This window comes from Cupriavidus sp. 21MJTG02-4 (assembly GCF_057798975.1).
Genome location: NZ_JBYOJP010000007.1, coordinates 53,999 through 77,750, shown reverse-complemented (window position 1 = coordinate 77,750; position 23,752 = coordinate 53,999). Strand labels below are relative to the sequence as shown.

The 23,752-nt window shown below is 67.4% G+C and carries 21 protein-coding genes and 1 pseudogene; 16 read left to right on the top strand and 6 right to left on the bottom strand.

Features of this window, described 5'->3' with window-relative positions; all coding sequences use genetic code 11:
• Positions 1-157 precede the first annotated feature (157 nt).
• The 3 genes from adh (at position 158) to AC3FKH_RS15965 (ending at position 3,231) form a co-directional block, all read left to right on the top strand.
• Complete coding sequence (gene adh, locus AC3FKH_RS15975; protein WP_488676856.1) at positions 158-1,678, top strand: aldehyde dehydrogenase; 1,521 nt, start codon at positions 158-160, stop codon at positions 1,676-1,678.
• Between the two features lie 115 nt (positions 1,679-1,793).
• Entirely contained in the window at positions 1,794-2,822 is a 1,029-nt protein-coding gene (gene adhP / locus AC3FKH_RS15970; protein ID WP_483732639.1) for an alcohol dehydrogenase AdhP, read from the top strand.
• A 10-nt stretch (positions 2,823-2,832) separates the two neighbouring features.
• Positions 2,833-3,231 (top strand): DUF779 domain-containing protein, encoded by a 399-nt coding sequence (locus AC3FKH_RS15965; protein ID WP_488676855.1) that lies wholly within the window; start codon positions 2,833-2,835, stop codon positions 3,229-3,231.
• A 45-nt stretch (positions 3,232-3,276) separates the two neighbouring features.
• Here AC3FKH_RS15965 and AC3FKH_RS15960 read toward each other — a convergent pair.
• Positions 3,277-3,396 (bottom strand): annotated as a pseudogene (locus AC3FKH_RS15960) (helix-turn-helix domain-containing protein); the annotation flags it as partial.
• A gap of 60 nt (positions 3,397-3,456) precedes the next feature.
• Positions 3,457-3,699 carry a hypothetical protein gene (locus AC3FKH_RS15955; protein WP_483732642.1) on the bottom strand — a complete coding sequence of 81 codons (243 nt, stop codon included), beginning with the start codon at positions 3,697-3,699 and terminating at the stop codon, positions 3,457-3,459.
• A 158-nt stretch (positions 3,700-3,857) separates the two neighbouring features.
• Here AC3FKH_RS15955 and AC3FKH_RS15950 point away from each other — a divergent pair, with 158 nt between their 5' ends.
• The 3 genes from AC3FKH_RS15950 to AC3FKH_RS15940 are packed head-to-tail and all read left to right on the top strand — an operon-like array spanning position 3,858 to position 8,089.
• On the top strand, positions 3,858-4,748 hold the full coding sequence (locus tag AC3FKH_RS15950) for an alpha/beta hydrolase (protein ID WP_488676854.1): 891 nt from the start codon (positions 3,858-3,860) through the stop codon (positions 4,746-4,748).
• Between the two features lie 9 nt (positions 4,749-4,757).
• Positions 4,758-6,791, top strand: a complete 2,034-nt coding sequence (locus AC3FKH_RS15945) for a penicillin-binding protein 1A (protein ID WP_488676853.1) — start codon at positions 4,758-4,760, stop codon at positions 6,789-6,791.
• Between the two features lie 38 nt (positions 6,792-6,829).
• Positions 6,830-8,089 carry an arsenic transporter gene (locus tag AC3FKH_RS15940; RefSeq protein WP_488676852.1) on the top strand — a complete coding sequence of 420 codons (1,260 nt, stop codon included), beginning with the start codon at positions 6,830-6,832 and terminating at the stop codon, positions 8,087-8,089.
• 25 nt (positions 8,090-8,114) lie between these two features.
• On the opposite strand, the gene AC3FKH_RS15935 is transcribed toward AC3FKH_RS15940, so the two are convergent.
• Complete coding sequence (locus tag AC3FKH_RS15935) at positions 8,115-8,276, bottom strand: arsenite efflux pump ArsB (RefSeq protein ID WP_488676851.1); 162 nt, start codon at positions 8,274-8,276, stop codon at positions 8,115-8,117.
• A gap of 322 nt (positions 8,277-8,598) precedes the next feature.
• Here AC3FKH_RS15935 and folE point away from each other — a divergent pair, with 322 nt between their 5' ends.
• From folE to AC3FKH_RS15920, 3 genes are all read left to right on the top strand, one after another.
• The gene (gene folE / locus AC3FKH_RS15930; protein ID WP_488676850.1) at positions 8,599-9,360 is read left to right on the top strand and encodes a GTP cyclohydrolase I; all 762 of its coding nucleotides are present in this window, start codon (positions 8,599-8,601) and stop codon (positions 9,358-9,360) included.
• A 22-nt stretch (positions 9,361-9,382) separates the two neighbouring features.
• Entirely contained in the window at positions 9,383-9,826 is a 444-nt protein-coding gene (locus AC3FKH_RS15925; protein WP_488676849.1) for a BLUF domain-containing protein, read from the top strand.
• A gap of 179 nt (positions 9,827-10,005) precedes the next feature.
• A complete protein-coding gene (locus AC3FKH_RS15920) occupies positions 10,006-10,299 on the top strand; it encodes a nicotinamide mononucleotide transporter (RefSeq protein WP_483712004.1) in 294 nt (97 codons plus the stop codon).
• Between the two features lie 23 nt (positions 10,300-10,322).
• Here AC3FKH_RS15920 and AC3FKH_RS15915 read toward each other — a convergent pair whose 3' ends face one another.
• Positions 10,323-10,577, bottom strand: a complete 255-nt coding sequence (locus AC3FKH_RS15915; protein ID WP_483712005.1) for a hypothetical protein — start codon at positions 10,575-10,577, stop codon at positions 10,323-10,325.
• A gap of 623 nt (positions 10,578-11,200) precedes the next feature.
• On the opposite strand from AC3FKH_RS15915, the gene AC3FKH_RS15910 reads away from it, so the two are divergent.
• The 7 genes from AC3FKH_RS15910 to AC3FKH_RS15880 all read left to right on the top strand — a co-directional run bounded on the left by AC3FKH_RS15910 (position 11,201) and on the right by AC3FKH_RS15880 (position 21,458).
• Positions 11,201-11,848 (top strand): response regulator, encoded by a 648-nt coding sequence (locus AC3FKH_RS15910; protein WP_488676848.1) that lies wholly within the window; start codon positions 11,201-11,203, stop codon positions 11,846-11,848.
• Positions 11,849-11,854: 6 nt separating this feature from the next.
• Positions 11,855-15,280: an ATP-binding protein gene (locus AC3FKH_RS15905; protein ID WP_488676847.1), complete on the top strand. Its 3,426-nt coding sequence runs from the start codon at positions 11,855-11,857 to the stop codon at positions 15,278-15,280.
• Between the two features lie 117 nt (positions 15,281-15,397).
• A complete protein-coding gene (locus AC3FKH_RS15900; protein ID WP_488676846.1) occupies positions 15,398-16,789 on the top strand; it encodes an MFS transporter in 1,392 nt (463 codons plus the stop codon).
• A gap of 388 nt (positions 16,790-17,177) precedes the next feature.
• Entirely contained in the window at positions 17,178-18,575 is a 1,398-nt protein-coding gene (locus AC3FKH_RS15895) for an ABC transporter substrate-binding protein (protein ID WP_488676845.1), read from the top strand.
• A gap of 30 nt (positions 18,576-18,605) precedes the next feature.
• Entirely contained in the window at positions 18,606-19,637 is a 1,032-nt protein-coding gene (locus tag AC3FKH_RS15890) for an ABC transporter ATP-binding protein (RefSeq protein WP_488676844.1), read from the top strand.
• Positions 19,634-20,569: a carbohydrate ABC transporter permease gene (locus AC3FKH_RS15885; RefSeq protein WP_488676843.1), complete on the top strand. Its 936-nt coding sequence runs from the start codon at positions 19,634-19,636 to the stop codon at positions 20,567-20,569. Before AC3FKH_RS15890 ends, AC3FKH_RS15885 begins: the two co-directional genes overlap by 4 nt.
• Before the next feature lies 1 nt (position 20,570).
• Positions 20,571-21,458 carry a carbohydrate ABC transporter permease gene (locus AC3FKH_RS15880; protein WP_488676842.1) on the top strand — a complete coding sequence of 296 codons (888 nt, stop codon included), beginning with the start codon at positions 20,571-20,573 and terminating at the stop codon, positions 21,456-21,458.
• A gap of 423 nt (positions 21,459-21,881) precedes the next feature.
• Here the strand turns inward: AC3FKH_RS15880 and AC3FKH_RS15875 are convergent, their stop codons facing one another.
• Together AC3FKH_RS15875 and AC3FKH_RS15870 are read right to left on the bottom strand one after the other, a co-directional pair.
• Positions 21,882-22,856, bottom strand: coding sequence for a tripartite tricarboxylate transporter substrate binding protein (locus tag AC3FKH_RS15875; protein WP_488676841.1), 975 nt, complete (start codon positions 22,854-22,856; stop codon positions 21,882-21,884).
• A 63-nt stretch (positions 22,857-22,919) separates the two neighbouring features.
• On the bottom strand, positions 22,920-23,732 hold the full coding sequence (locus tag AC3FKH_RS15870) for an SDR family oxidoreductase (RefSeq protein WP_483732654.1): 813 nt from the start codon (positions 23,730-23,732) through the stop codon (positions 22,920-22,922).
• Positions 23,733-23,752 lie beyond the last annotated feature (20 nt).

Sequence of the window (23,752 nt, the reverse complement as noted above, 5' to 3'; positions counted from 1 at the left end):
GCACAGCTGACGCCACAGCGCCGGCACCAGACACCTCCAAACCCTCGCATCCACGCCAGTTTCGCCGCCGATCCCGGCTCCGGCACACCTCTTGCGATATCTGCCTCGCGCGCGGCGCATCGCCGTGCCCCAACGATTTCACAAGACGGAGCGAGACATGAACATGGCCGAGATCGCCCAGCTGGGCGTCAGCAACCCCTATAAGCAGCAGTACGAGAACTATATCGGCGGCGCCTGGGTGCCACCGGCAGGCGGCGAGTACTTCGAAGCCATCACGCCGATCACCGGCAAGCCGTTCACGCGCGTGCCGCGCTCGAAGCAGGAAGATGTCGATGCCGCGCTCGACGCCGCGCACGCCGCCAAGGCGGCCTGGGGCCGCACCTCGACCACCGAGCGCGCCAATATCCTGAACCGTATCGCCGACCGCATCGAGGCCAGCCTGACATTGCTGGCCGTGGCCGAAACCATCGACAACGGCAAGCCGGTCCGCGAGACCATGGCCGCGGACCTGCCGCTGGCCGTCGACCACTTCCGCTACTTTGCCGGCTGCATCCGCGCGCAGGAAGGCGGCATCTCGGAGATCGACGCCGAGACCATCGCCTACCATTTCCACGAACCGCTCGGCGTGGTCGGGCAGATCATCCCGTGGAACTTCCCGCTGCTGATGGCCACGTGGAAGCTCGCGCCGGCACTGGCCGCGGGCAACTGCGTGGTGCTCAAGCCCGCCGAGCAGACGCCTGCGTCCATCCTCGTGCTGATGGAGGTGATCGGCGACCTGCTGCCCCCGGGCGTACTCAACGTCATCAACGGCTTTGGCCTGGAAGCGGGCAAGCCGCTGGCCTCGAGCCCGCGCATCAGCAAGGTCGCGTTCACCGGCGAGACCACCACGGGCCGGCTGATCATGCAGTACGCATCGCAGAACCTGATCCCCGTCACGCTGGAGCTGGGCGGCAAGTCGCCCAACATCTTCTTCGAGGATGTGCTGGCCGCCGACGACGCCTACTTCGACAAGGCGCTCGAAGGCTTTGCCATGTTCGCGCTGAACCAGGGCGAGGTCTGCACTTGCCCGTCGCGCGCGCTGATCCAGGAATCGATCTACGACCGCTTCATGGAACGCGCGCTCAAGCGCGTGGCGGCGATCCGCCAGGGGCATCCGCTCGACAAGGGCACCATGATCGGCGCGCAGGCGTCGGCCGAGCAGCTCGAGAAGATCCTGTCCTACATCGACCTGGGCCGCCAGGAAGGCGCGCAATGCCTGGCGGGCGGGGAACGCAACCAGTTCGACGGCGACCTGGCGGGCGGCTACTACGTGAAGCCCACCGTGTTCAGGGGCCACAACAAGATGCGCATCTTCCAGGAGGAAATCTTCGGGCCGGTGGTGTCGGTCACCACCTTCAAGGATGAAGAGGAAGCGCTGGCCATTGCCAACGACACGCTCTATGGCCTCGGCGCGGGCGTCTGGACGCGCGATGGCGCGCGCGCGTTCCGCATGGGCCGCGGCATCCAGGCCGGCCGCGTGTGGACCAACTGCTACCACGCGTATCCCGCGCATGCCGCATTCGGGGGATACAAGCAGTCCGGCATTGGCCGCGAGAACCATCGCATGATGCTCGACCACTACCAGCAGACCAAGAACCTGCTGGTCAGCTACAGCCCGAACGCCCTCGGCTTCTTCTGACGATGGGCAAGGCATCGCGTTTTGGCGGAAAAATTGCATTCCCGGTCCGCCAGACGCGTGCCATGATCGCGTCGGTGCCCGCCTCTGCGGGCACCGCATCCAACCAGGAGTCGATATGCCAGCGATGATGAAAGCTGCGGTGGTGCGCGCCTTCGGCGCCCCGCTCACGATCGATGAAGTGCCCGTGCCGCAACCCGGCCCCGGTCAGGTCCAGGTAAAGATCGAGGCCTCCGGTGTCTGCCATACCGACCTGCACGCCGCCGACGGCGACTGGCCGGTCAAACCCACCCTGCCCTTTATCCCCGGCCATGAAGGCGTCGGCTACGTATCCGCCGTGGGCAGCGGCGTCAGCCGCGTGAAGGAAGGCGACCGCGTCGGCATTCCGTGGCTGTACAGCGCCTGCGGCTATTGCGAGCACTGCCTGCAAGGCTGGGAAACCCTGTGCGAGAAACAGCAGAACACCGGCTACTCGGTCAACGGCGGCTATGGTGAGTACGTCGTGGCCGATCCCAACTACGTGGGCCTGCTGCCTGACAAGGTCGGCTTTGTCGAGATCGCGCCGATCCTGTGCGCCGGCGTCACCGTGTACAAGGGCCTGAAGGTCACCGACACGCGTCCGGGCCAGTGGGTGGTGATCTCCGGCATCGGCGGGCTGGGCCATGTGGCCGTGCAGTATGCACGGGCCATGGGCCTGCGCGTGGCCGCGGTCGACATCGACGACGCCAAGCTCGACCTGGCGCGGCGGCTCGGCGCCGAGGTGGCGGTCAATGCGCGCGACACGGACCCCGCCGCGTGGCTGCAGAAGGAAATCGGCGGCGCGCATGGCGTGCTGGTCACCGCGGTCTCGCCCAAGGCGTTCTCGCAAGCGATCGGCATGGTGCGGCGTGGCGGCACCATCGCGCTCAACGGGCTGCCGCCCGGCGATTTCGGCACGCCGATCTTTGACGTCGTGCTCAAGGGCATCACCATCCGCGGTTCGATCGTCGGCACGCGCAGCGACCTGCAGGAATCGCTCGACTTCGCCGCGCACGGCGACGTGAAGGCCACGGTGTCGACCGCAAAGCTGGAAGACGTCAACGATGTGCTCGGCCGCCTGCGTGACGGCAAGGTCGAGGGCCGCGTGGTGCTCGATTTCTCGCGCTGAGGGAGCGACCATGCCGCAAGCCCACGCTGAAACCGGCAGTCCCGTGCCACGCGTCGTCGCCACGCCCGCCGCGCTGGCGCTGATCGGCGCGCTGCGCGCGCGGCATGGTCCGCTGATGTTCCACCAGTCCGGCGGCTGCTGCGACGGCAGTGCGCCGATGTGCTTCGCCGCCGGCGACCTGATCGTCGGCGATGCCGACGTCCGCCTCGGCGAGATCGGTGGCGTGCCGTTCTACATGACGCGCGCGCAGTTCGAGTACTGGCAGCACACGCGGCTGGTGATCGATGTCGTGGCCGGTGCGGGCGGCATGTTCTCGCTGGAGAGCGGAAGCGGCCAGCGTTTCCTGACGCGCTCGGAACTGTTCAGCGACGAAGAGGCCGCGCTGCTGGCCATGCAGCCTGCGCTGTAGGAGCGCACCGCAGTACTGCCCCGTAGTCCCGCGCCACGATGCGCCGCGCAGGCGCCGGTAGATCGTATTGCGCGACACCCCCAGCTCGCGCGCTACCGGGCTGATGTTGCCGCGATGGCGCTCCAGCGCCTGGCGGATCCGGCCCGCCTCCCAGTCACGCACGCGACCTCGGCGGGAGTCCGCGACAACGACGCTGCCCGGGGATTGCGCCTTCACGACGCGCGACTACCGCTCCTCGTCAAGCAGGTCGTTCAGGATTTCATCGAAGGTCGCCTGGGCGTCTTCCAGCGCCTGCAGCGCGGCGTCGAATGTCTGCAGCGCCATCTTGGACGGCTTGCCGCTGCCCTCCGGGGGATACTGGGACTGCAGGGCGGCAAAGGCGACCTGCACCTGACGGGTCGCATCGACCACACGCTGCATAGCCTGCGCCTCCTCGGCGCGCAATTGTTCGTGCTTCTGTTCACTCATGCCTTGGGCTCCTGCCGGCGCTCTGGGGTGGCGCGGCGTTATGAGCCGTATCGTACAAGAACTGAACGGGCTGGCAGGGGAACGCGCCTCGACTTGCGCAAAAATCGGTTAGGCTCCACGTGGGGCGCCCCCGAGCGCCACGGATTCGGGACCCAGACATGTCATCCCTCATGCGCCGCGCGCTGGCCGCCACCCTGGTGACCGCGGGCGGTTTTGCCTGCTACTGGACCTACCTCACGGTCAACCAGGCGCGCCTGCTATTCGACGCGCGCCGCCGTCCGCCGCGCGACTTGCCCGACGGCATCGTCGGCTATTCGCACCTGGTGCCGGGCGGCGTACTGCGCGGCTACATCTACCATGCACCGGGCGACACGGTGCGGGACCTCCTGTTCTACCTGCCGGGCCGCGGCGAGGATGTGCTCGACACCCTGCAATTTGCGCGCTGGATCCCGCTAGGCATGGGCTTCGCCACATTCGATTACCGCGGCCTCGGGCATTCCGACGGCCAGCCTTCCGAAGCCGCTGCCGTCGCGGACGCCAGCCAGTTCCTGCTGCACCTGCGCCGCGTCTTTCCCGGCACGCGGGCCCACGTCGTGGGCCGCAGCCTGGGCACGGGCGTGGCCATCCAGCTCGCCGACCTGCAGGATTTCGAAAGCCTGCAGCTCATCACGCCCTATGACTCGATGCTGGAGTTGGTGCGCCAGCGCTTCCCCTTCGTGCCGCTGCGGCAGCTGATGCGCCACCATTTCGATTCCATTTCACATTGCAAAAAAGTGGTGCAGAGCACCAAGGTGCTGCTGGCCGAGGCCGATGACGTGGTGCCGCATGCCTGCTCCGAACGGCTTGTCGCGGCGTGGCCCGGACCCGTGACGCTGCAGACGATGCACGGCACGGATCACTTCAGCATCGTCGAGCGCCAGGAAACCTGGCTGACACTTTGCGACTTTGCGCGCCAGGTGCAGCATGCCCCGCTCCCGGATACCCCGCGCGCAGCGCCGCCAGACCACGACGAGACCGGTGTGCCGCTTCCGCTTGCCCGGTTCCGCTAGAATGCGCGCATGAAAAAATTTGCAGTCAAGGCAGGTGGCGCCGCGTTGGCGCTGGCTGCAGCCGGCGTGCTGCTCGCCGGTTTCGCCGCGGTGGTCAGCCTGCGGCAACTCCCGCCCGTCGATGCCCTGCGCGAGTACCGCCCCGACGTACCGCTGCGGATCTTCACCAGCGACAACGTGCAGATCGGCGAATTCGGCAGCGAGCACCGCGAATTCATCCCGTTCGAAAAGATGCCGCGCCAGATGACGCAGGCGCTGCTGGCCGCCGAGGATGACCAGTTCTACGAGCACGACGGCATCGATATCCCGGGCATCTTCCGCGCGGCGCTGGCCAACCTGGGACGCGGCTATGCGCAGGGCGCCTCCACCATCACCATGCAGGTGGCGCGCAATTTCTACCTGTCGCGCGAGAAGACGCTTTCGCGCAAGTGGTACGAAATCCTGCTCGCCTGGAAGATCGACCATACGCTCTCCAAGGACCGCATCCTGGAGGTGTACATGAACCAGGTCTACCTGGGCGAGCATGCCTACGGCTTCGGCAGCGCGGCCCACGCGTATTTCGGCAAGCCGCTGGACGGGCTTTCGCTGGCCGAAACCGCCATGCTGGCGGGGCTGCCCAAGGCGCCATCCACCATGAACCCGGTGGCGAACTTCACGCGCGCCAAGCGCCGGCAGGAGTACGTGCTCGGACGGATGCTGGCGCTGGGCATGATCAGCCAGGACCAGTACCGCGAAGCGCGTTCCGCCCGGCTTGATATTGCCCCCGACAGTGCCGGCCAGTTCGCCGGACACGCCGAATATGTCGCCGAACTCGCGCGCCAGCTCGCACGCGACCGGTTCGGCGATGAAGCCTACACGCGCGGCCTCAATGTCTACACCACGGTGTCGTCCGTGCGGCAGACCATGGCGTACGACGCCGTGCGGCGCGGGCTGGACGGCTACGGGCAGCGGCATCGCATCGCCGGTCCGGACAGCGCCCCGCAGGCAGCGCTGGTTTCGCTGGAAGGCGACACGGGGGCGATCGAGGCCCTGGTCGGCGGCGCCGATTTCGGCGCGAACCGCTTCAACCATGCGACCCAGGCGCTGCGCCAGCCGGGCTCGACCTTCAAGCCGTTCATCTATGCGGCGGCGCTGGAGCGCGGCATGTCGCCGGGCACGCTCATCAATGACGCGCCGCTGGACAACGGCTCGCGCTGGCAGCCGTCCAATGACGACGGCCGCTTCCTGGGCGCGGTCACGGTGCGCCAGGCGCTGGCGGACTCGCGCAACCTGCCGGCCATCCGCACGCTGCAGGCCATCGGCATTCCGTACGCGGTGGAGTTCGCCAGCCGCTTCGGCTTTTCGCCCAGGCGGCTGCCGCGCTTCCTGCCGCTTGCGCTGGGCGCCGGCACGACATCGCCGCTGCGGCTCGCGGCCGCCTATTCGGTATTCGCCAACCATGGCCATCGGGTCGAGCCGTACCTGATCTCGCGCATTACCGACAGTGACGGCAAGGTGCTGTTCGCCGCGGATACCGAAGCGCAGCCGCCGCGCGTCATCAGCGAGCGCAATGCCTTCGTGATGGACAGCCTGCTGCGCAGCGTGGTGGACGACGGCACCGGCGCCGGCGTGCGCCGCTACCTGCACCGCGGGGACATCGCGGGCAAGACCGGCACGACCAACGACGCCGCCGACGGCTGGTTCGCCGGCTACGCCGGCAATGTGGTCACGGTGGCATGGATGGGCTTTGACGACAACCACAGCCTGGGCGCCCACGAATTCGGTGCCACCACCGCGTTGCCGATGTGGGCGTCGTATATGGAAGGCCGCCTCGCAGGCATCCCGATGGCCGACGCCGCGCCCCCGTCCGGCGTGGTGCGCAGCACGGGCGACTGGATGTATGCCGAATACGCCGAAGGCAAGGGGATCGCCTCGCTCGGCTTCCCCGCGCCGCCAGTCGCGTCCGATTCGGCACAGGATGCTTCCGCCGCCCCCGTGAACAGCGAAGCCGTGGGCCTGCCCGGCCAGCCCGCCCCGCGCGGCGACAACCGGACGAGCCTTTAGTCCCCGCCCCTTCCAACCCTCCAACAACAAGAACCACAATGTCTAGCGTCAGCGCGGTATGGATCTGGTCGATCGCCGCCCTCACTACGGCTGGCGTGCTGATGCGCCCGCTGCGCCTGCCCGAGGCCTTCTGGGCCGTTGCGGGCGCCCTGATCCTTTGCCTGAGCGGCTTGCTGGCCGTGCCCGACGCATGGGCCGCCGTCGCGCGTGGCCTGGATGTCTACCTGTTCCTGGCCGGCATGATGGTGATCTCCGAACTGGCGCGCAAGACCGGACTGTTCGACCACGTGGCCGCACTGGCCGTGCGGCGCGCGCGCGGCTCGTCGCGCAGGCTGTTCCTGCTGGTCTACGGCTTCGGCACGCTGGTCACCGCGTTCATGTCCAACGATGCCACCGCCGTGGTGCTGACACCGGCGGTGCTGGCCGCCACGCGCGCGGCCAGGGTCAGGAATCCGCTGCCGCACCTGTTCGCCTGCGCGTTTATCGCCAACGCGGCCAGCTTCGTGCTGCCGATTTCCAATCCGGCCAACCTCGTGATCTTCGGCACGCGCATGCCGCCGCTGGCCGGCTGGCTGGCCCACTTTGCCTTGCCATCGCTGGTGGCCGTGGTGGCCACGCTGGCGGCGCTGTACTGGACACAGCGCACGGCGCTGGCCGAACGGATCGACGCCGACGTGCCGGTGCCGCCGCTTAGCCTGCAGGCATGGCTGACCGCGCTTGGCATCGTGCTGACCGGGCTGGCGCTGCTGGTGGCCTCGCTGCGCGGCAGCGACCTGGGCTGGCCCACGTGCGCGGCCGGCGTGGCCACGCTGCTGGTGGTGTGCGCGACGCGGCGCGACCTGCTGGGGCCGGCCTTGCGGGAAATCTCGTGGGGCGTGCTGCCGATGGTGGCTGGCCTGTTCGTGATGGTGGCGGCGCTGGAGCATACCGGCGTCATCCACTGGCTTGCCGGGGTCATCCAGGCGGCGTCGCAGCGCGACAGCCTCGGCGGATTGCTGGGGATCGGCGGTGCCGTGGCGCTGGTGGGCAATGTCGCCAACAACCTCCCGGCCGGGCTGATCGCCTCATCGGCCCTGGCGGCCGGTCATGCGTCCGATGCCGTGACCGGCGCGGTGCTGGTGGGTATCGATCTCGGACCGAACCTGTCGGCGACCGGCTCCCTGGCCACGCTGCTCTGGCTGACCGCCTTGCGCCGCGACGGCCATATGGTCAGTGCCAGCCAGTTCCTGCGGCTCGGCGCCATTGTCATGCCGGCAGCCATGGTGCCGACGCTGGCGGTACTCGCGCTGGCACGCTGAGCGCCGCCGGCCGCCTGGCGCGGCTTCAGTCGTGGGGGCCGAACCGGACCGGGTTGGCGCGCTGGGACAGCGCTGCCTCCCAGCGCAGGCGCGGCGCACTGACGCGCACGGCGCGGCTGTGATGCTCCACCACCCCCGCTTCCATCGTCGGCTGGGGCAGCGGCACCGTGGCGACATGAAGCAACATCAGGCTGCTGCACGGAAACGCAATCGGCAAGATCACTCGGTGGTCCCTGGAAGATACCCCGTCGGGCGGAAGAACCGCTGCCGGTCAGGCGCCGCGGTTCGGGCATTATGTGCGCTTGTCGGCGGCTTGCGTGCCGCACTTTAGCGTTGTCATCAACAATTCACGGAGGCCTTGCGCGGTGTGCACCGGGCATCGCTTGCCGGCTCTGCCTCAGGTTGTGGGGGCCGGACATCTGCCATATAGTGAAGCACGGTGCACCACGCTGGCCGGCTCGGGGCGGGCAGCACCCATCCGCCCTTTTCCTACACTGAAGCGGCTCTCCATGACAGACAAGGACGCGGCGCATCACGGCGCGAAGAAGACCTCTGGCGGCGCCAGTCCGGCGCGCGGCGAGTCCGGCTTATCGTCCGCCATTTCGGATCGCATCCGCTCGCGCCTGCTGGCCGCGCGGGAACGCTTCCATGCCAACGACAACATCGCCCGCTATATCGAGCCGGGCGAGCTCGACGCGCTCCAGGAAGAAGTACAGGCACGCCTGGAAGAGGTGCTGCGCGCGCTGGTGATCGACGTGGACCAGGACCACAACACGCGCGAAACCGCGCGCCGCGTCGCCAAGATGTACCTGAAGGAAATCTTCGCGGGGCGCTACGCCAAGCCGCCCCCGGTGACCGAGTTTCCGAATGTGGAGCAGCTCAGCGAACTGATGATCGTCGGGCCGATCCGCGTGCGCAGCGCGTGTTCGCACCACCTGTGCCCGATCATCGGCAAGCTGTGGGTCGGCGTGATGCCGAACCAGCATTCCAACCTGATCGGCCTGTCCAAGTACGCGCGCCTGGCCGAGTGGATCATGTGCCGGCCGCAGATCCAGGAAGAAGCCGTGGCCCAGGTGGCCGACCTGCTGCAGGAGAAGATGAACCCGGACGGCCTGGCCATCGTGATGGAGGCCGAGCATTTCTGCATGCACTGGCGCGGCGTGCGCGATACCGACGCCAAGATGACCAACAGCGTGATGCGCGGCTCCTTCCTGAAGGACGGCAGCCTGCGCCGGGAGTTCCTCGCGCTGCTCAACCGCAACGGCAAATAGCGCCACCATCCGGAGCCGCCGCATGCTCGTCCGCCTGCTCTATGCCAGCCGCGCCCGCCAGGCAATCGACGCCGCCATGCTCGACGCCATCCTGGCCACCGCCCTGGAACGCAACCCGCGCCATGGCATCACCGGCGTGCTGTGCCATGGCAATGGCGTCTTCCTGCAAGCGCTGGAGGGCGAACGCCAGGAGGTGTCCCACCTGTTCCAGGCGATCACGCGCGATCCGCGCCACCATGACATCGTGCTGCTGCACTTCGAAGACATCTGCCAGCGCGATTTCGCCGGCTGGGCCATGGGCCATGTCAACGCCGCCCGCATCAACACCGCCACCCTGCTCAAATTCTCGGCGCGCTCGGAGCTGGACCCGTTCTGCACCGCCGGCCAGGCATCGCTTGCGCTGCTCAAGGAACTGAGCGCCGGTGCGTCGGTGGTGGCGCGCGCCGCCGATCGCGGCCGGTCCTGAGTTCCAGCTTTGTCCCAATCTGTTCGCGAATTGACGGTCCTGCGGCCAATACGGGTCTTGCGCCGCAGATTCCAACCTTCCATGCAAACCTGAAAACACTTGCACACGCCTGCGTTCCCCGCTAAAGTTCGCGGCCGATTGTATGCAAAAAATGAACACAAAATCAGGAGACACGCGACATGGATTTCGCCCCGCAAATCGTTCCCAATCTGCTCAACGGACTTGAATGGTCAGGCTGCGCCCTGGCCATGAGCGGGTCGCTGCTGGTGGCCTTGCACAACCGCGCGTCGCGCTGGGGGTGGATCGCGTACCTGTGCTCGAACCTGGTCTGGAGCGTCTTTGCGCTGGTGACGGGCACCTATGGCCTGTTCGTGCAGCAGCTCGGCTTCACGGCAACCAGCTGCTATGGCCTGTACCGCCACACCATGTATCACCGCGATCTCGACCGCAAGGCGGCGGGCGCCGCCGCCTGAGCGCCGGCGCGTTCCGCTATCCGCTACACGGTCACCCGGCCAAACAGGCCGCATTCGAGATCGCTCTCGAATTCCTCGACCCATTCGCCACCCGCGCCGGCTTCATAGGCACTGCCAGCGTCCGTGCTCAGCCGGCGCACGCTGATGCGGCGCAGCGCATCGCCATTCCTTTCGTCGGTGATGTCGAAGTCGTCCGGGACCATGCCCATCTGCCTGCATACCTGCGCGAACTGTTGCTGTTCCTCCGGGGAAAAATCGGAAAACGGTCTCGTAGCCATGGCATCCTCCGTCAGGTCATGAGATCGCCGCATGCGCGCAGCGGGAGCGTGCGTCACGCAGGGCGCGCGACACAAAAAAAACGGATGGCATGCCGGTGGCATGCATCGACTCGCCGTGAGTTGTTGGTTCGGGGGTTCAGCGCTTGCGCCCGGTCTTCGCCATGAAGGGCGTGGGGGCATGCACCGCCGGGCGGCACACACGTGCCGGCAGGCATCCTTCGTGTTGCCGAATTCATTCTAGGCGTACGCGGCAAGGTGGCAAGGCCGATACCGCGCCCGCGCCTGCCACGCCACATCAGGATTGCGCTGCCTCAGCATTCGTGCACGCCAGCATCGGGCGACCCTTAAAGCGCGAAATAAACTAGCCGAAATACGATTCAACGGCGCATATAAGATAGCCAGAATCTCGGGGATTGTAGGGATGCAATAGCTCGTCTCAATCGGCCATTGCCGGTTGGCGTCCACAATTACCGAGGTCATCGTCAAATGTTTCTTGACTGTAGGCATCGGCCGGGGTCTTCCCGCCGGCCGCAACGCAGCACCCCTTACCCCTGCTCCGCCCTCCCCCCTGCCAGAAACCGCGCGCGTCGCCATGATCCGCGCGCCGGTGCCGGAGGCCTGCCATGAACGAACCGCTCATACGCGTCGCCGTTGCCGACGACCACCCGCTGGTCGTCACCGCGCTGCGTGATTGCCTGCAGCGATCCGCACGCTTCGAGGTCGCCTGCGCCTGCACGAGCGGCTCCGAACTGGTGCAGGCGCTCGACAGGCAGCCGGCCGACATCGCGATTACCGACTTCTGCATGGGCCACGGCAATGCCACGCTGGACGGCTTCAACCTGCTCCACCGGCTGGCGCGGCGCCATCGCGGCACGCGCATCGTCGTGGTCAGCGCGCAGTCGAATGCGGCGATCATCCGGCGCGCCATCAGGCTGGGGGCGCGCGCCTTTGTCAGCAAGGAAGACGAGCTCGATGAGACCTTGCGCGCCTGCGCCCATGTCATGAGCAGCGACAGCTGCTACTACTCGCCATCCATACGCGCGATCCTCGACAACGCGGCGATGGTGGATGCCCCCGCCACCGATCTCACGATGCGTGAACTGGAAGTGATCAGGCTCTATGCGCAGGGCATGCAGCTCAACGTCATCGCCGCCAAGCTCGGGCGTTCGGTCAGCACCATCTCCAGCCAGAAGACAGTCGCCATGCGCAAGCTCGGCGTGCACACCAATACCGACCTGATCCGTTACGCCTACGAGAACGGTCTGATCTGAGCGCCCATGCAGCAGCTTCTGGACAGTACCCGCGTGTCGCTGGAGAGCGCCTTCGACGCGCTCGCCGACAAGGCCCGCCGGCAACAGCATCTTTACTCGGCGACCATTGCCGTGCTGATCGCGCTGGTGGGATTCACCGGCATCGTGCTGGCGGCGCTGGAAACTGACAAGCACCTGAGCCGTCAGCAAAGCCAGGTTACCCGTTATGCCGCCACCCTCTCGGAGCGCCTGGAAAGCGAGGCGGCCTTCGTGAAGCGCAGCATCCTGAGCGTGCGCCGCTATCGTGAATCGAGTCCTGCGCAGATGCCGGATCCGGCCGCGATAGCGTCCGTCCGCGCGACCGGCGTTGCCCGCGTTGCCGACGCGCTGGCGGAGCACGGCTTGGGGCACGACTACTACCTGCTCGCGACGGCCGCCACGCGGCACACCTGGGGGCCATCGCTACCCGCGCGGCTTGCACGCCTGCAGCAGATTGCGCTCGGTACGCTGGCCACGCAGCAGGCCTTCGGGCTGGACCACCCGGTCTATGTCCTGTCGCTGGAGGACGACAGCGCCGCCGTCCTCGCGCGCCAGCGCCCTGCCGCACAAGCCGCGATGCCGATCCGGCCCGCGCTGATCGACACCCTGCGCGACACCATCACGCAGGCCATGCTGGACCGCACGGGCCATGCGATGCCGCCTGCCGACGGGCAGGTCTGGGCCGGCCCGATCCGGGATCCGCTCACAGGTGCCATGGTCATGCTGAGCGTCGGCGCGGCTTATTCGGGCGAAACACCAACCGTCCTGCTCGCGGCATGCGTGCCGGTCGGAGACTTCCTGGCGCAGCTCGACCGGCGCGGAGACACCGCGCTGCTGGCCCTGCTCGATCCGGCCGACGAGGTCATCGACGTCGCCGCCCCGGCCCTGCCCGTCGAAGCACCGGTGATCCGCGACGCCATGTCGCTAGCGCGACGACCACCACGCAACCTGTCGCACTACACCCGACGCGGCGTGCTGATGGTGCAGCCGCTGAAGCCCGCGTTCGGCACGCTGGTCTGCTTCGTGCCGTACGGCTTGCTGGTGCCGGCGCTCGCCCCGGAACTGGCGGTGATCCTCGGCGTGGGGCTGCTGCTGACCGGCGCCATCGTCCTGAGTGCGCGCTACTGGGACCGCCAGCTGTTGCGCCGGACCCATTCGGAGGCAGCGCGCGCGCTGGAAAACGAGATCCTGAACCAGATCCTCGTCAGCGCGACGCCTGTCGGCCTGTGCATCGTCCGGCAACGCGACTACCTCGTGCTGACATCGAACCAGCTGGCCCAGTCACTGCTGCGGCTGAATCACCGCGACACCTTGCCCGCATCCGTGACAGAGGGCTTCGAACGCCAGCCACCGGCCACCGAAGCCGGCCAGCCTGCACCGATCGCGCGCTTCACAGTGTCCGCGCCAGACGACGGTGACGACACCGTGCAGCGCTACCTGCAGATCACCTGTGCGCCCGCGCGCTACCGCGACGACAAGGTCCTGTTCTGTGCCGTGCAGGATGTCACGACCCAGCAGGCGCTGGAACAGCAACTGCGTTCGGCACAGCACTCTACCGAGGCCATGATGCGCGCGCGCTCGCGCTTCTTCGCCGCCATGAGCCACGAGATTCGCACGCCGCTCAATGCCCTGATCGGCAACCTGGAACTGCTCGCGCGCAGCCCCGGACTCGAAAGCCACGCGCCACGGCTGCAGGCGCTGGGCACCGCCGCGGAAGGGCTGCGGCGCATCGTCAACGACATCCTCGATTTCTCGAAGATCGATGCCGGCAAGCTGCAACTGTTCAGCAAGCCCTTCCGGCTGACCGATGCACTTGAAGGCCTGGCGCTGACATACGCGCCGATGGCCACCGAACGCGGTATCCGGCTCAGCCTGCAACTGGAACCGCAACTGGATCGCGAAGTGTGCGGGGACCGCATGCGCCTGACGCAGGTCGTCAATAACCTGCTGAACAACGCCTTCAAGTTCACTACGAGCGGCCGCATCACGCTCGGCGGCAGCTACGGCCCGGACGCGCTGGGCCGCCCCATGCTGACCTGCCGCGTCAGCGATTCGGGAATCGGCATGCCGCCCGCACTGACCGAACGCGTCTTCCAGCCGTTCGTGCAAGGCGATGCCGTCGCCACCAGCCGCCACGGTGGCACCGGCCTGGGCCTGTCGATCTGCGCGCGGCTGTGCGAACTCATGGGCGGGAGCATTGGCGTGCAGAGCGTGCAGGACGTGGGCAGCGCCTTCACCATTGCCGTGCCCTTGCCGCCCGCCGACGACGACGCGGCGACGGCCAACGGACCGGATGCCGCGCCCGCACGGCGCGGCAGCGTGATGGTGCTGTCCCCTGACACCAGGACCGGTGAATGCCTGGAAGCCTGGCTGGCCACGGTGGGCTGGCGAACCCACTTGCTGGCATCGCTGGCCGCCGCGCGCGAGCACCTGGAGAGCCACCATCCGCAAGTCATCGTCGCCACGGAGGAATACCATCCGGAGGCCTTCGCTGCGCTGCAGGCGCTGAGTGCCGCGCCCGTGGTCTGGCTGACGCCGGACGGTCCCCATCGGCCCCGGCAACGTGCGCCCGGCATCTTCGAGGTAACGAGCTTCAGCCACGACGCCCTGCTCGCCAGCGTGGCATTCGCCGCCGCGGGCCCGCAGGATGGCCCCGCGCCGTCACCCGCCGCGGGTGACCCCGGCCAGCCCGTCGCGCCGGCGTGGCGACCATTGCCAGACATCACCGGGCTGGACATTCTCGTTGCCGAGGACAATCCGCTGAACCAGACGGTGATCGGCGAGCAGCTCCGCGCGCTGGGCTGCCGTCCCATCATCACCGACAACGGCAAGCAGGCGCTGGCGGTCGCGGAGTCGACCCATGTGGATGCCGTCCTGACCGACATCCATATGCCGCTGATGAACGGCTACGCCCTGCTGGATGCCCTGCGCGCCCTGCATCCCGACCTGCCGGTGCTGGCGTTCAGCGCGCTGGCCCAGCAGGAGCAGGCCGAGGACTGGCAGCAGCGCGGCTTCAGCGGCTACATCACCAAACCCGCGTCATTGCGAGAGCTGGGCGACGCGCTGCAAGCCCTGCGCGAATTGCACGCGCGCAAGCTGCCGGACGCCTGTGCCGACCAGGAGCGCTATACGCGCCTGCTGCGCGAGCAGCTGCAAACCGACTTGCCCGAGCTTGCGCAGATCCTGGCCGCCAGGGACCTGCACGCACTCCAGGCCTGGACGCACCGCGCCGCGAGCGGTTTCAGGATCGTCCTGCAGACGGCGCTGCATGCCCGCTGCCGCGCCGTCGAGCAGCTCTGTCTTGGCTCCCGCCACTGGAGTCCGGCCATTGCCGAAGCCGGCGAGGCCTTGCAGGCGCTGGCGCTGCGCTACGCCAGCGACGGCCCCGCGGCCGCCGCGCCCGACAGCCCCTGATTCCGGCGGCGGGACCTCTACCACAATCCGCCGATTTGCGGGCAACGCCCCGGGCGCCGATAATGACCGCGCCGCACCCGGCCTCGCGGGCGCGTCCTTGCCGCCATTGTCTTCCCCATGTCGTTACATCAAGGCCTCCCCCAGCCGCAGCGCAGCTGGGCCATCCTCACCGTCTTCTGCGGGCTGATCATGGCCGTGCTGGACGGCTCCATTGCCAATATCGCGCTGCCGTCGATCGCACGCCAGCTGCAGTCCGAGCCGTCGAACACCATCTGGGTGGTGAACGCCTATCAGCTCACGGTCACGGTGTGCCTGCTGCCACTGTCGTCGCTGGGTGACATCCTGGGATACAAGCGTGTGTACCGCGCCGGGCTGGCCACCTTCCTGGTCGGATCGCTGCTGTGCGCGCTGGCAGTCAACCTGCCCATGCTGGTCGCGGCGCGCGTGCTGCAGGGCCTGGGCGGGGCCGGCATCATGAGCGTGAATACGGCGCTGGTGCGCTTCATCTATCCGCCGACACGGCTGGGCCGCGGTATCGGGCTCAATGCGCTGGTGGTAGGCGTAACCACGGCGGTGGGCCCTTCGCTCGGGGCACTGATCCTGTCGCTGGCGAGCTGGCAGTGGCTGTTCGCCGTGAACGTGCCGGTGGCGATCTTCGCGCTGGCGCTCAGCCGCAGCGCGCTGCCGGCAACGGCGCCGCAGCCGCGCGATTTCGACTATCCGAGCGCCGCGCTGTCCGCGCTGGTGTTCGGCCTGTTTATCCTCGGCGTCGATGGTCTCGGCCATGGCGGCCTGCGCTACGCCGGTGCCGCCGCGGTAGGCCTTACCATCGTGCTGGGCTGGATCCTGGTGCGCCGCCAGCACGGCCGCCTGGCACCGCTGGTGCCCGTGGACCTGTTTGCCAGCCGGGCCTTCACGCTGGCGGTCGGCACGTCGTTCTGTTCTTTCATGACGCAGATGCTGGCGTTCGTGGCGCTGCCGTTCTATTTCGAGTACCAGTTGGGCCGCTCGCTGCACGAAACCGGGCTGCTGATCACGCCCTGGCCGTTGACGGTGGCGCTGATGGCGGCGCTGTCGGGCCGGCTCTCGGACCGCTATCCCGCCAGCATCCTGGCGGGCCTAGGGCTGGCGCTGCTTGCTGCCGGCCTGCTTGGCCTGGCATGGCTCGGCCGCGATGCCAGCAGCCTCGATATCGTCTGGCGCATGGCGATGTGCGGGCTTGGCTTCGGCCTGTTCCAGTCGCCCAACAATCGCGCCATGATCGGCGCCACGCCGCCCGAACGCAGCGGCGGCGCGAGCGGAGCGCAGGCCACCACGCGCCTGCTCGGGCAGACCACCGGCACGGCCGTGGTGGCGCTGCTGTTCAGCCTGGACGAGACCGGTGGCGCGCGCTTCGCGCTTTATGTGGCGGTGGCCATGGCTACGCTGGGCGCGGCGATCAGCCTGAGCCGGCTACGCGATGCCGACCCCGCCCAGCGCACCCAGGCCACCCCGGAACCCGACGCCTGACGTCATTGGTCATTGCCTATACTGGAACAAGGGCGCCGGTTATGTCACGTCGGCGCCCGGCACCAGACCGGGGGAGTGCCGCCTTGCTTGACTGGAGGCTGTTATGTTCCAGCACCTGCCGCTCCCTGTTGACGGTCCGCCCGTTCCCCAATCCGCGTTCCGCCAGGGCATCGCCTTCGCCCGCGACGCCGGAGCCCGTGTCACGGCGCTCGGGGTGATCCCCGAATTCCACGCCTGCACCCGGGCCAGGATGCCGGCGTGCACACGCGCCCTGCACAAGCGTGATGCCACGCAGCCACCACCTCACTGAGCAGCCACCAACGCTGTCCGTGTGCAGCCGGACGGCCCCGACGCGCGTGACGTCTTTTCCCCTTGCACGGAGGCAGCCATGAAGAACGAGGCAAGCCTGGCCACAACCCGCTATCTGCGCCGGCCCGCATCCCCCCGCACCTTGCCCAGCCCGGCCCGGCGGCGTGTCCTGCACGCGGCGGCAGCGGCGGCCCTGGCTGCCGAACTTGGCACGCTGGGCACTTCACGTCCCGTGCACGCCGCCGCAAAGCGGACCCTGAAGATCCTGCAGTGGAACCATTTCGTGCCGGGTTACGACACCTGGTTCGACGGCACCTATGTCAAGGAATGGGGGCAGCGCCACGACACCGATGTCATCGTCGACCACGTCGGCATTCCCGCGCTGGCGACGCGCGCCGCGGCCGAAGTCTCGGCCCGGAAAGGGCACGACCTCTTCATGTTCCTGTCGCCGCCGCCGGTGTACGAGGAGCAGGTAATCGACCACCGCGAGATCTACGAGGAATGCCAGCGCAAGCATGGCAAGCCGGTGGAACTGGCGGTCCGCAGCACGCTCAACCCCAAGACGCGCAAGTACTTCGCCTTCTCCGACAGCTTCGTGCCCGATCCGGTCAACTATCGCAAGGACCTCTGGGATGAAGCCGGGCTGAAGGCGCCGGACAGCTGGGAAGACGTGCTGACGGCCGGCCGCCGCATCAAGCAGTCCAAGGGCATCCCGGTCGGCATCGGCCTCTCGGCCGAGCTGGACACCGCCATGGCCATGCGTACGATCCTCTATGCCTATGGCGGCTCGGTGCAGGACGAGCACGGCAACCTGGTGCTGAACTCGCGCAATACGCTCGAAGCCGTCAAGTTCGTGCGCGCGCTTTACCGCGACACCATGACGCCCGAGGTACTTGCCTGGGATCCCTCCTCGAACAACCGCGCCATGCTGGCCGGCAAGATCTCGCTGTGCCTGAACGCCATCTCCATCACGCGCGAGGGCGAAAACAAGAACCTGCCCGTCACGCCCGACATCTGGCTGGCCCAGGCCCTGCGCGGGCCGGCCAGGCGCATCTGCCTGGAGCACGTGATGGACTGCTACGTGGTCTGGAAATTCGCCGAGAACATCGATGGTGCGAAGCAGTTCCTGGTCGACTATATCGACAACTTCCACAAGGGCTTCGTGGCCAGCGAGTTCTACAACTTCCCGTGTTTCACCAGCACCGTGCCGGACCTGAAAGCGCTGATCAACGACGACGCCAAGGCGAAGCCGCGCGACAAGTACCGGGTCCTGGGCACGTTGATGGAGCAGGCCACCAATGTCGGCTATCCCGGCTATGCGAACGCTGCGATCGACGAAATCTTCAACACGTGGGTGATCAACAGCATGTTTGCACGGGCCGCCACCGGCGACGCCTCGCCGGAAGACGCCATCCGCGATGCCGAAGCGGCCTGCAAGCAGATCTTTGCCAAATGGCGATCCCGGGGGCTGGTATGACAGCCGGCTTCACCTCTGCACCGACGCATCATGGCTACGGTCGAAACGCGCTCCCTCACCAAGCGCTTTGATGGCGGCAATGCCGTCGACGACATCGACCTGGCCGTGCGCGAAGGCGAGTTCCTGGTGCTGCTGGGCCCGTCCGGCTCCGGCAAGACCACCCTGCTGCGCATGATCGCCGGCCTGGAGACGCCCACCTCCGGCGACGTGCTGGTCAATGGCAGCGTCGTCACGGGGCTGCCGCCGCGCCAGCACAACATGGCGATGGTGTTCCAGAGCTACGCGCTCTATCCGCACCTCACCGTGGCCAGCAACATCGCCTTTCCGCTCCAGGCACGGCGCACGCCGCGCGCGCAGGTGGACGAAAAGGTCCGATGGGCGGCAGCGCTGTTCGGCATCGACCACCTGCTCGCGCGCAAGCCGCGCCACCTGTCTGGCGGCGAGCGTCAACGCGTGGCGCTGGCCCGGGCCGTGGTGCGCGACCCGGTGGCCTTCCTGCTGGACGAGCCGCTGTCGAACCTCGACGCCAAGCTGCGGACCACGGCGCGCGAGGAGCTGCAGCAGATCCAGCGCAGCCTGGCGACCACCACCATCTACGTCACCCACGACCAGGTCGAAGCGCTTGCGCTGGGCGACCGCATCGCCGTGCTCGATCACGGCCGCATGCACCAGCTCGGCACGCCGGCCGAGGTCTACGCATGGCCGGCCGACCACTTCGTCGCCACGTTTATCGGCTCGCCGCCGATGAACCTGGTGGCCGCCGGCGATGTGGAAACCGGCTTCCGGCCCGAGCATTTCCTGCCGCGCGAGATCTTTGCCGCGGACGAGCCGCTGCAGGATTACCCGCTGAATATCGTGCGCATCGAAAACCTGGGTTCGGATCGCCTGGTGTACGGGCTGCTGGAACCGCCGCAGCCGCCGGTGAAGGTCATCTCGCGGATCCCCTGCACGGTGAACCTGCCGTTGCAGGCCGGCACGCGCCATCCGTTCGCCGTGCGCCGCGCGGATCTGCGCCGCTTCGATGCCGGCTCCGGTGCAAGCCTGGGCGCTGGGGCACCATGACCGCCCGACAGCCCGCCACGCTGGCCTTCGGCCATGGCAGCACCGACCGGGCTGCGCGCGGGGAACGCTGGCTGGGAGCGCTGATGCTGGCGCCCGCGCTTGTGTATGTCGCGCTGCTGCTGGGTTTTCCGTTCCTGCTGTCGATCTGGTACAGCCTGTCCGACGCCAGCGTCGGCAGCCAGACGCTGCATTTCGTCGGGCTGGAGAATTTCCGCCGCGTCGTGCATAGCGCGACGTTCTGGCACGCGCTGCGCAACGCGCTGGTCTTCACGCTGGTGTCGCAGGCACTGGTGGTGGTCCTGGCCAAGATCCTGGCGCTGGCGCTGGCACATGACTTCGGCGGCAAATGGCTGGTGCGCCTGCTGATCCTGCTGCCGTGGGTGGCGCCCATCTCGCTGGGCTCGATCGGCTGGCTGTGGATCTTCGACCCGATCTACAGCGTCATCAACTGGACCTTGCGCGCGCTTGGCGTATTTGGCCCCGGCGTCTGGCCGGTATGGCTGGGGCAGCCCGCGCTGGCCATGGCATCGGTGATCGTGGTCGACGTCTGGCGCCTGCTGCCGCTGGCCACGGTCATCATCCTGGCCGGCATGCAGGGCATCTCGCAAGACCTGCATGACGCGGCTGCCATGGACGGCGCCGGCTTCTGGCGGCGCCTGTTCCGCATCGACCTGCCGCTGCTGATGCCGGTGATGGTGGTGGCGCTGCTGTTCGGCATCGTGTTCACGCTGACCGACATGATCATCATCTATGTGCTCACGCGGGGCGGGCCCTATGACACCACCCAGGTGCTGGCGAGCCTGGCTTTCTTCACCGGCATCCAGGGCGGGGACCTGGCCGGGGGCGCCGCCATCTCGCTGTTCCTGTTTCCGCTGCTGGTGGCCGTGGTGGTCCTGCTGCTGACCGTGGCCCACCGCGCGGAGGTGACCTGACATGGCCGCCGCACGCACCGACATCCGCGCGCCAGGCAGAGCGTTCGGGCCGCACTGGCGCGCGCGCGGCGCCCGCGTGCTCGCCTTCGCGACGCTGGCCGTCTTTGCGGTGTTCTGCGCGTTTCCGTTCTACTGGATGCTGGTGACCACCTTCAAGGATGTGCACGACCTGATCAACACGGCCAACAATCCCTTCCTGTTCAACCAGCCGCCCACGCTGGAAAACCTGCGCGTGCTGTTCCACGATACGCAGTACCTGCGCTGGCTATTCAATACGCTGCTGGTCGGCGTGCTGGTGGTGCTGATCACGCTGGCACTTGCGGTGCCGGCCGGCTACAGCCTGGCGCGCCTGTCGGGCCGGCACGGCCGGCAACTGGCGGTCGCCATCTTCCTGACCTACCTGATTCCGCCGACGATCCTGTTCATCCCGTTCTCGCGCATTGTGGTGGCGCTGGGGCTGCAGGATTCGCTATGGTCGCTGGTCCTGGTGTATCCCGGCTTCACCGTGCCGTTCTGCACGTGGCTGATGATGGGATTCTTCAAGGCCGTCCCGCGCGATATCGAAGAGGCGGCGATGATGGACGGCCTGAGCCGCTTTGGCGCCTTCCTGAAGGTGGTGGTGCCGCTGTCCTCCGCGGGCATCCTGACCGTCGTCATCTTCACGCTGACGCTGGTGATGCAGGAGTTCGTCTATGGGCTCACCTTCATCACCAGTTCTTCTCAATACACGGTCAGCGTGGGCGTGCCGACGTTCCTTGTGCGCGGCGATGTCTACTTCTGGGGCTCGCTGATGGGGGCCTGCCTGATTGTCAGCGTGCCGGTGGCTTTGCTGTACAACCTGTTCCTGGATCGCTTTGTGGCGGGGTTCACTGTGGGGGCGGTTAAATAAGGTTCTTCGGCGAATTGCGGGGCGTCGTTCTTGGCTGGCGCCGCTGTTTCGCCGGCGGAGCCGGCGAGTCACTTCTTGTCCAAGCGACAAGAAGTAACCAAGAAACGCGTTGACTTGCCCTAACGGGCGAATATTGATCGTAGTGTGCGGAGAATCTCGTACGGGTACTCGCTTCAGAGCGTGCGGCGCTGCCTGCCGCGTGGAGCGCGTCCGTATGCAGGCTCTCACACAATGATTGAATCAGCCCCGAAACTGTCCGTGGCCCGACACTGCGAGCGTTATCGCATCATCGCCTTCGGCTGCTACGCGTCTCACTAGCCGGCAGGCGGAACGACATCAACGGCGCAGATGCTGGTGCTACGCCGCAGGTAGTGTGGCTATGCCCTGTACCGTCTTTACCCATTGGGCCGTCCCTTCCCCCACTCACTCCGCCTTGGCCCCCGACTCCTTCACCACCCTCGCCCACTTGCCAATCTCCGCCCGCTGGTAGCTCGCCAGCCGCTCGGGCGTACCAAGGACCGGCTCCAGACCGAGCGTCCGGAGCTTTGCCTGCACGTCGGGCAGCGAATAGATCCGGTTCAGTTCCGCATTGAGCTTCGCAACCACATCCTTGGGCGTATTCGCCGGCGCGAAGATCGCGAACCAGGAGTCCGCCTCGAAGCCAGGAAGGCCCTGCTCGGCCAGCGTGGGAATGTCCGGGGCAGAGGGCGAGCGCTTCGCGCTGGTGATGCCCAGCGCGCGCAGCTTGCCTTCCTTCACCACGGGGAGCGCCGACGGCAGGTTGTCGAACATCATCGTGATGTGGCCGCCAAGCAGGTCGGGGATCGCCATGGCCCGGCCCTTGTAGGGCACGTGCGTGATTTTCACGCCGGCCATCGCGTTGAACATCTCGCCGGCCACGTGCAATGAGGTTCCGACGCCAGGCGTACCGAACGTCAGGCCTCCCGGCTTCGCCTTGGCCATCGCGATCAGTTCGGCCACGTTCTTCGCCGGCACGTCCGGATGCACGACCAGTACATTGGGGGTCGTGGCAACGAGGATCACGGGCGCGAAGTCCTTGACCATGTCATACGGCATCTTGCTGTAGAGCGCGCCGTTGATCGAGTGCGTGCCCACGGTGCCCATCGCCAGCGTGTAGCCGTCGGCCGGCGCATGGGCCACGGCCTCGGCGCCGATATTGCCGCCGGCACCGGGCTTGTTGTCCACCACGACCGGTTGCCCCCACGCGGGCGAGATCTTCTCGGAAACGATGCGCGCCAGCGTGTCGGGCGCGCCGCCGCTGGGAAACCCGACCACCATCCGGATCGGCTTGTTCGGATACGCCTGCGCCTGCGCGGCGGGGGCACTGAACACAGCGGCAGCGGCGAGCGCGGCCACGGCAACGGAACTGACTCGCATCGGTTGTCTCCTGGCTGTCCGGCGCCTGCGTGGGCGCCGGCTGTTCTGTGGAAGAATCCGGGACTACACGGCGCTACCGCCGAACTCCTGCATGACCTGCTCGTGCAGGCGGCGCATGCCGCGCAGCCAGCGGTCGTAGTCCTGTCCCTTGCGGCGATAGTATTCCAGTACCTCGGGGTGCGGCAGGATCAGGAAGCGCTCGTCGGCCATGCCTGCAAGCGTGGCGTCGGCCACATGCTCGGCCGTGACCGAGCCCTGCTGCAGGAAGCCCTTGCGCTCGCCGTTCTCGCCGAACAGCATGTTGGTCTGCACGCCCTGCGGGCAGATGCAGCTCACCTTGATGCCGCGGTCGCCGTAAGTGATCGACAGCCATTCCGCGAAGCCGATGGCCGCATGCTTGGTCACCGCGTACGGCGCCGAACCGATCTGCGACAGCAGCCCCGCGGCCGACACGGTATTGACGAAGTAGCCGTCGCCGCGCTCGAGCATCTGCGGCAGCACCGCCTTGGCCGCGTGGATGTGCGCCATGACGTTGATGTCCCAGATGCGCTGCCATTCCCCGGCGCTGGCGTCGAGCCCCTTGCGCAGGATGATGCCGGCGTTGGAGCAGAACACATCGACCTGGCCGAAGCGGCGCGTCGCCTCGTCCGTCAGCGCCTGCACGGCGCTGGCATCGGCGACATCCACCGCCTGCCCGAACACCTTGCAGTCCGGCGCGGCCGCCTGCACTTCGGCCGCTACCGAGGCAGCGCCGGCGGCGTTGAGATCGGCGATGGCCACGCCGCGCGCCCCGGCCTGCGCGAAGGCCAGGGCCAGCGCACGGCCGATGCCCGTGGCACCGCCCGTCACGACGACGGTCTTGTCTTTGACTTGCATGCGTGTGTCTCCTCGTGTCT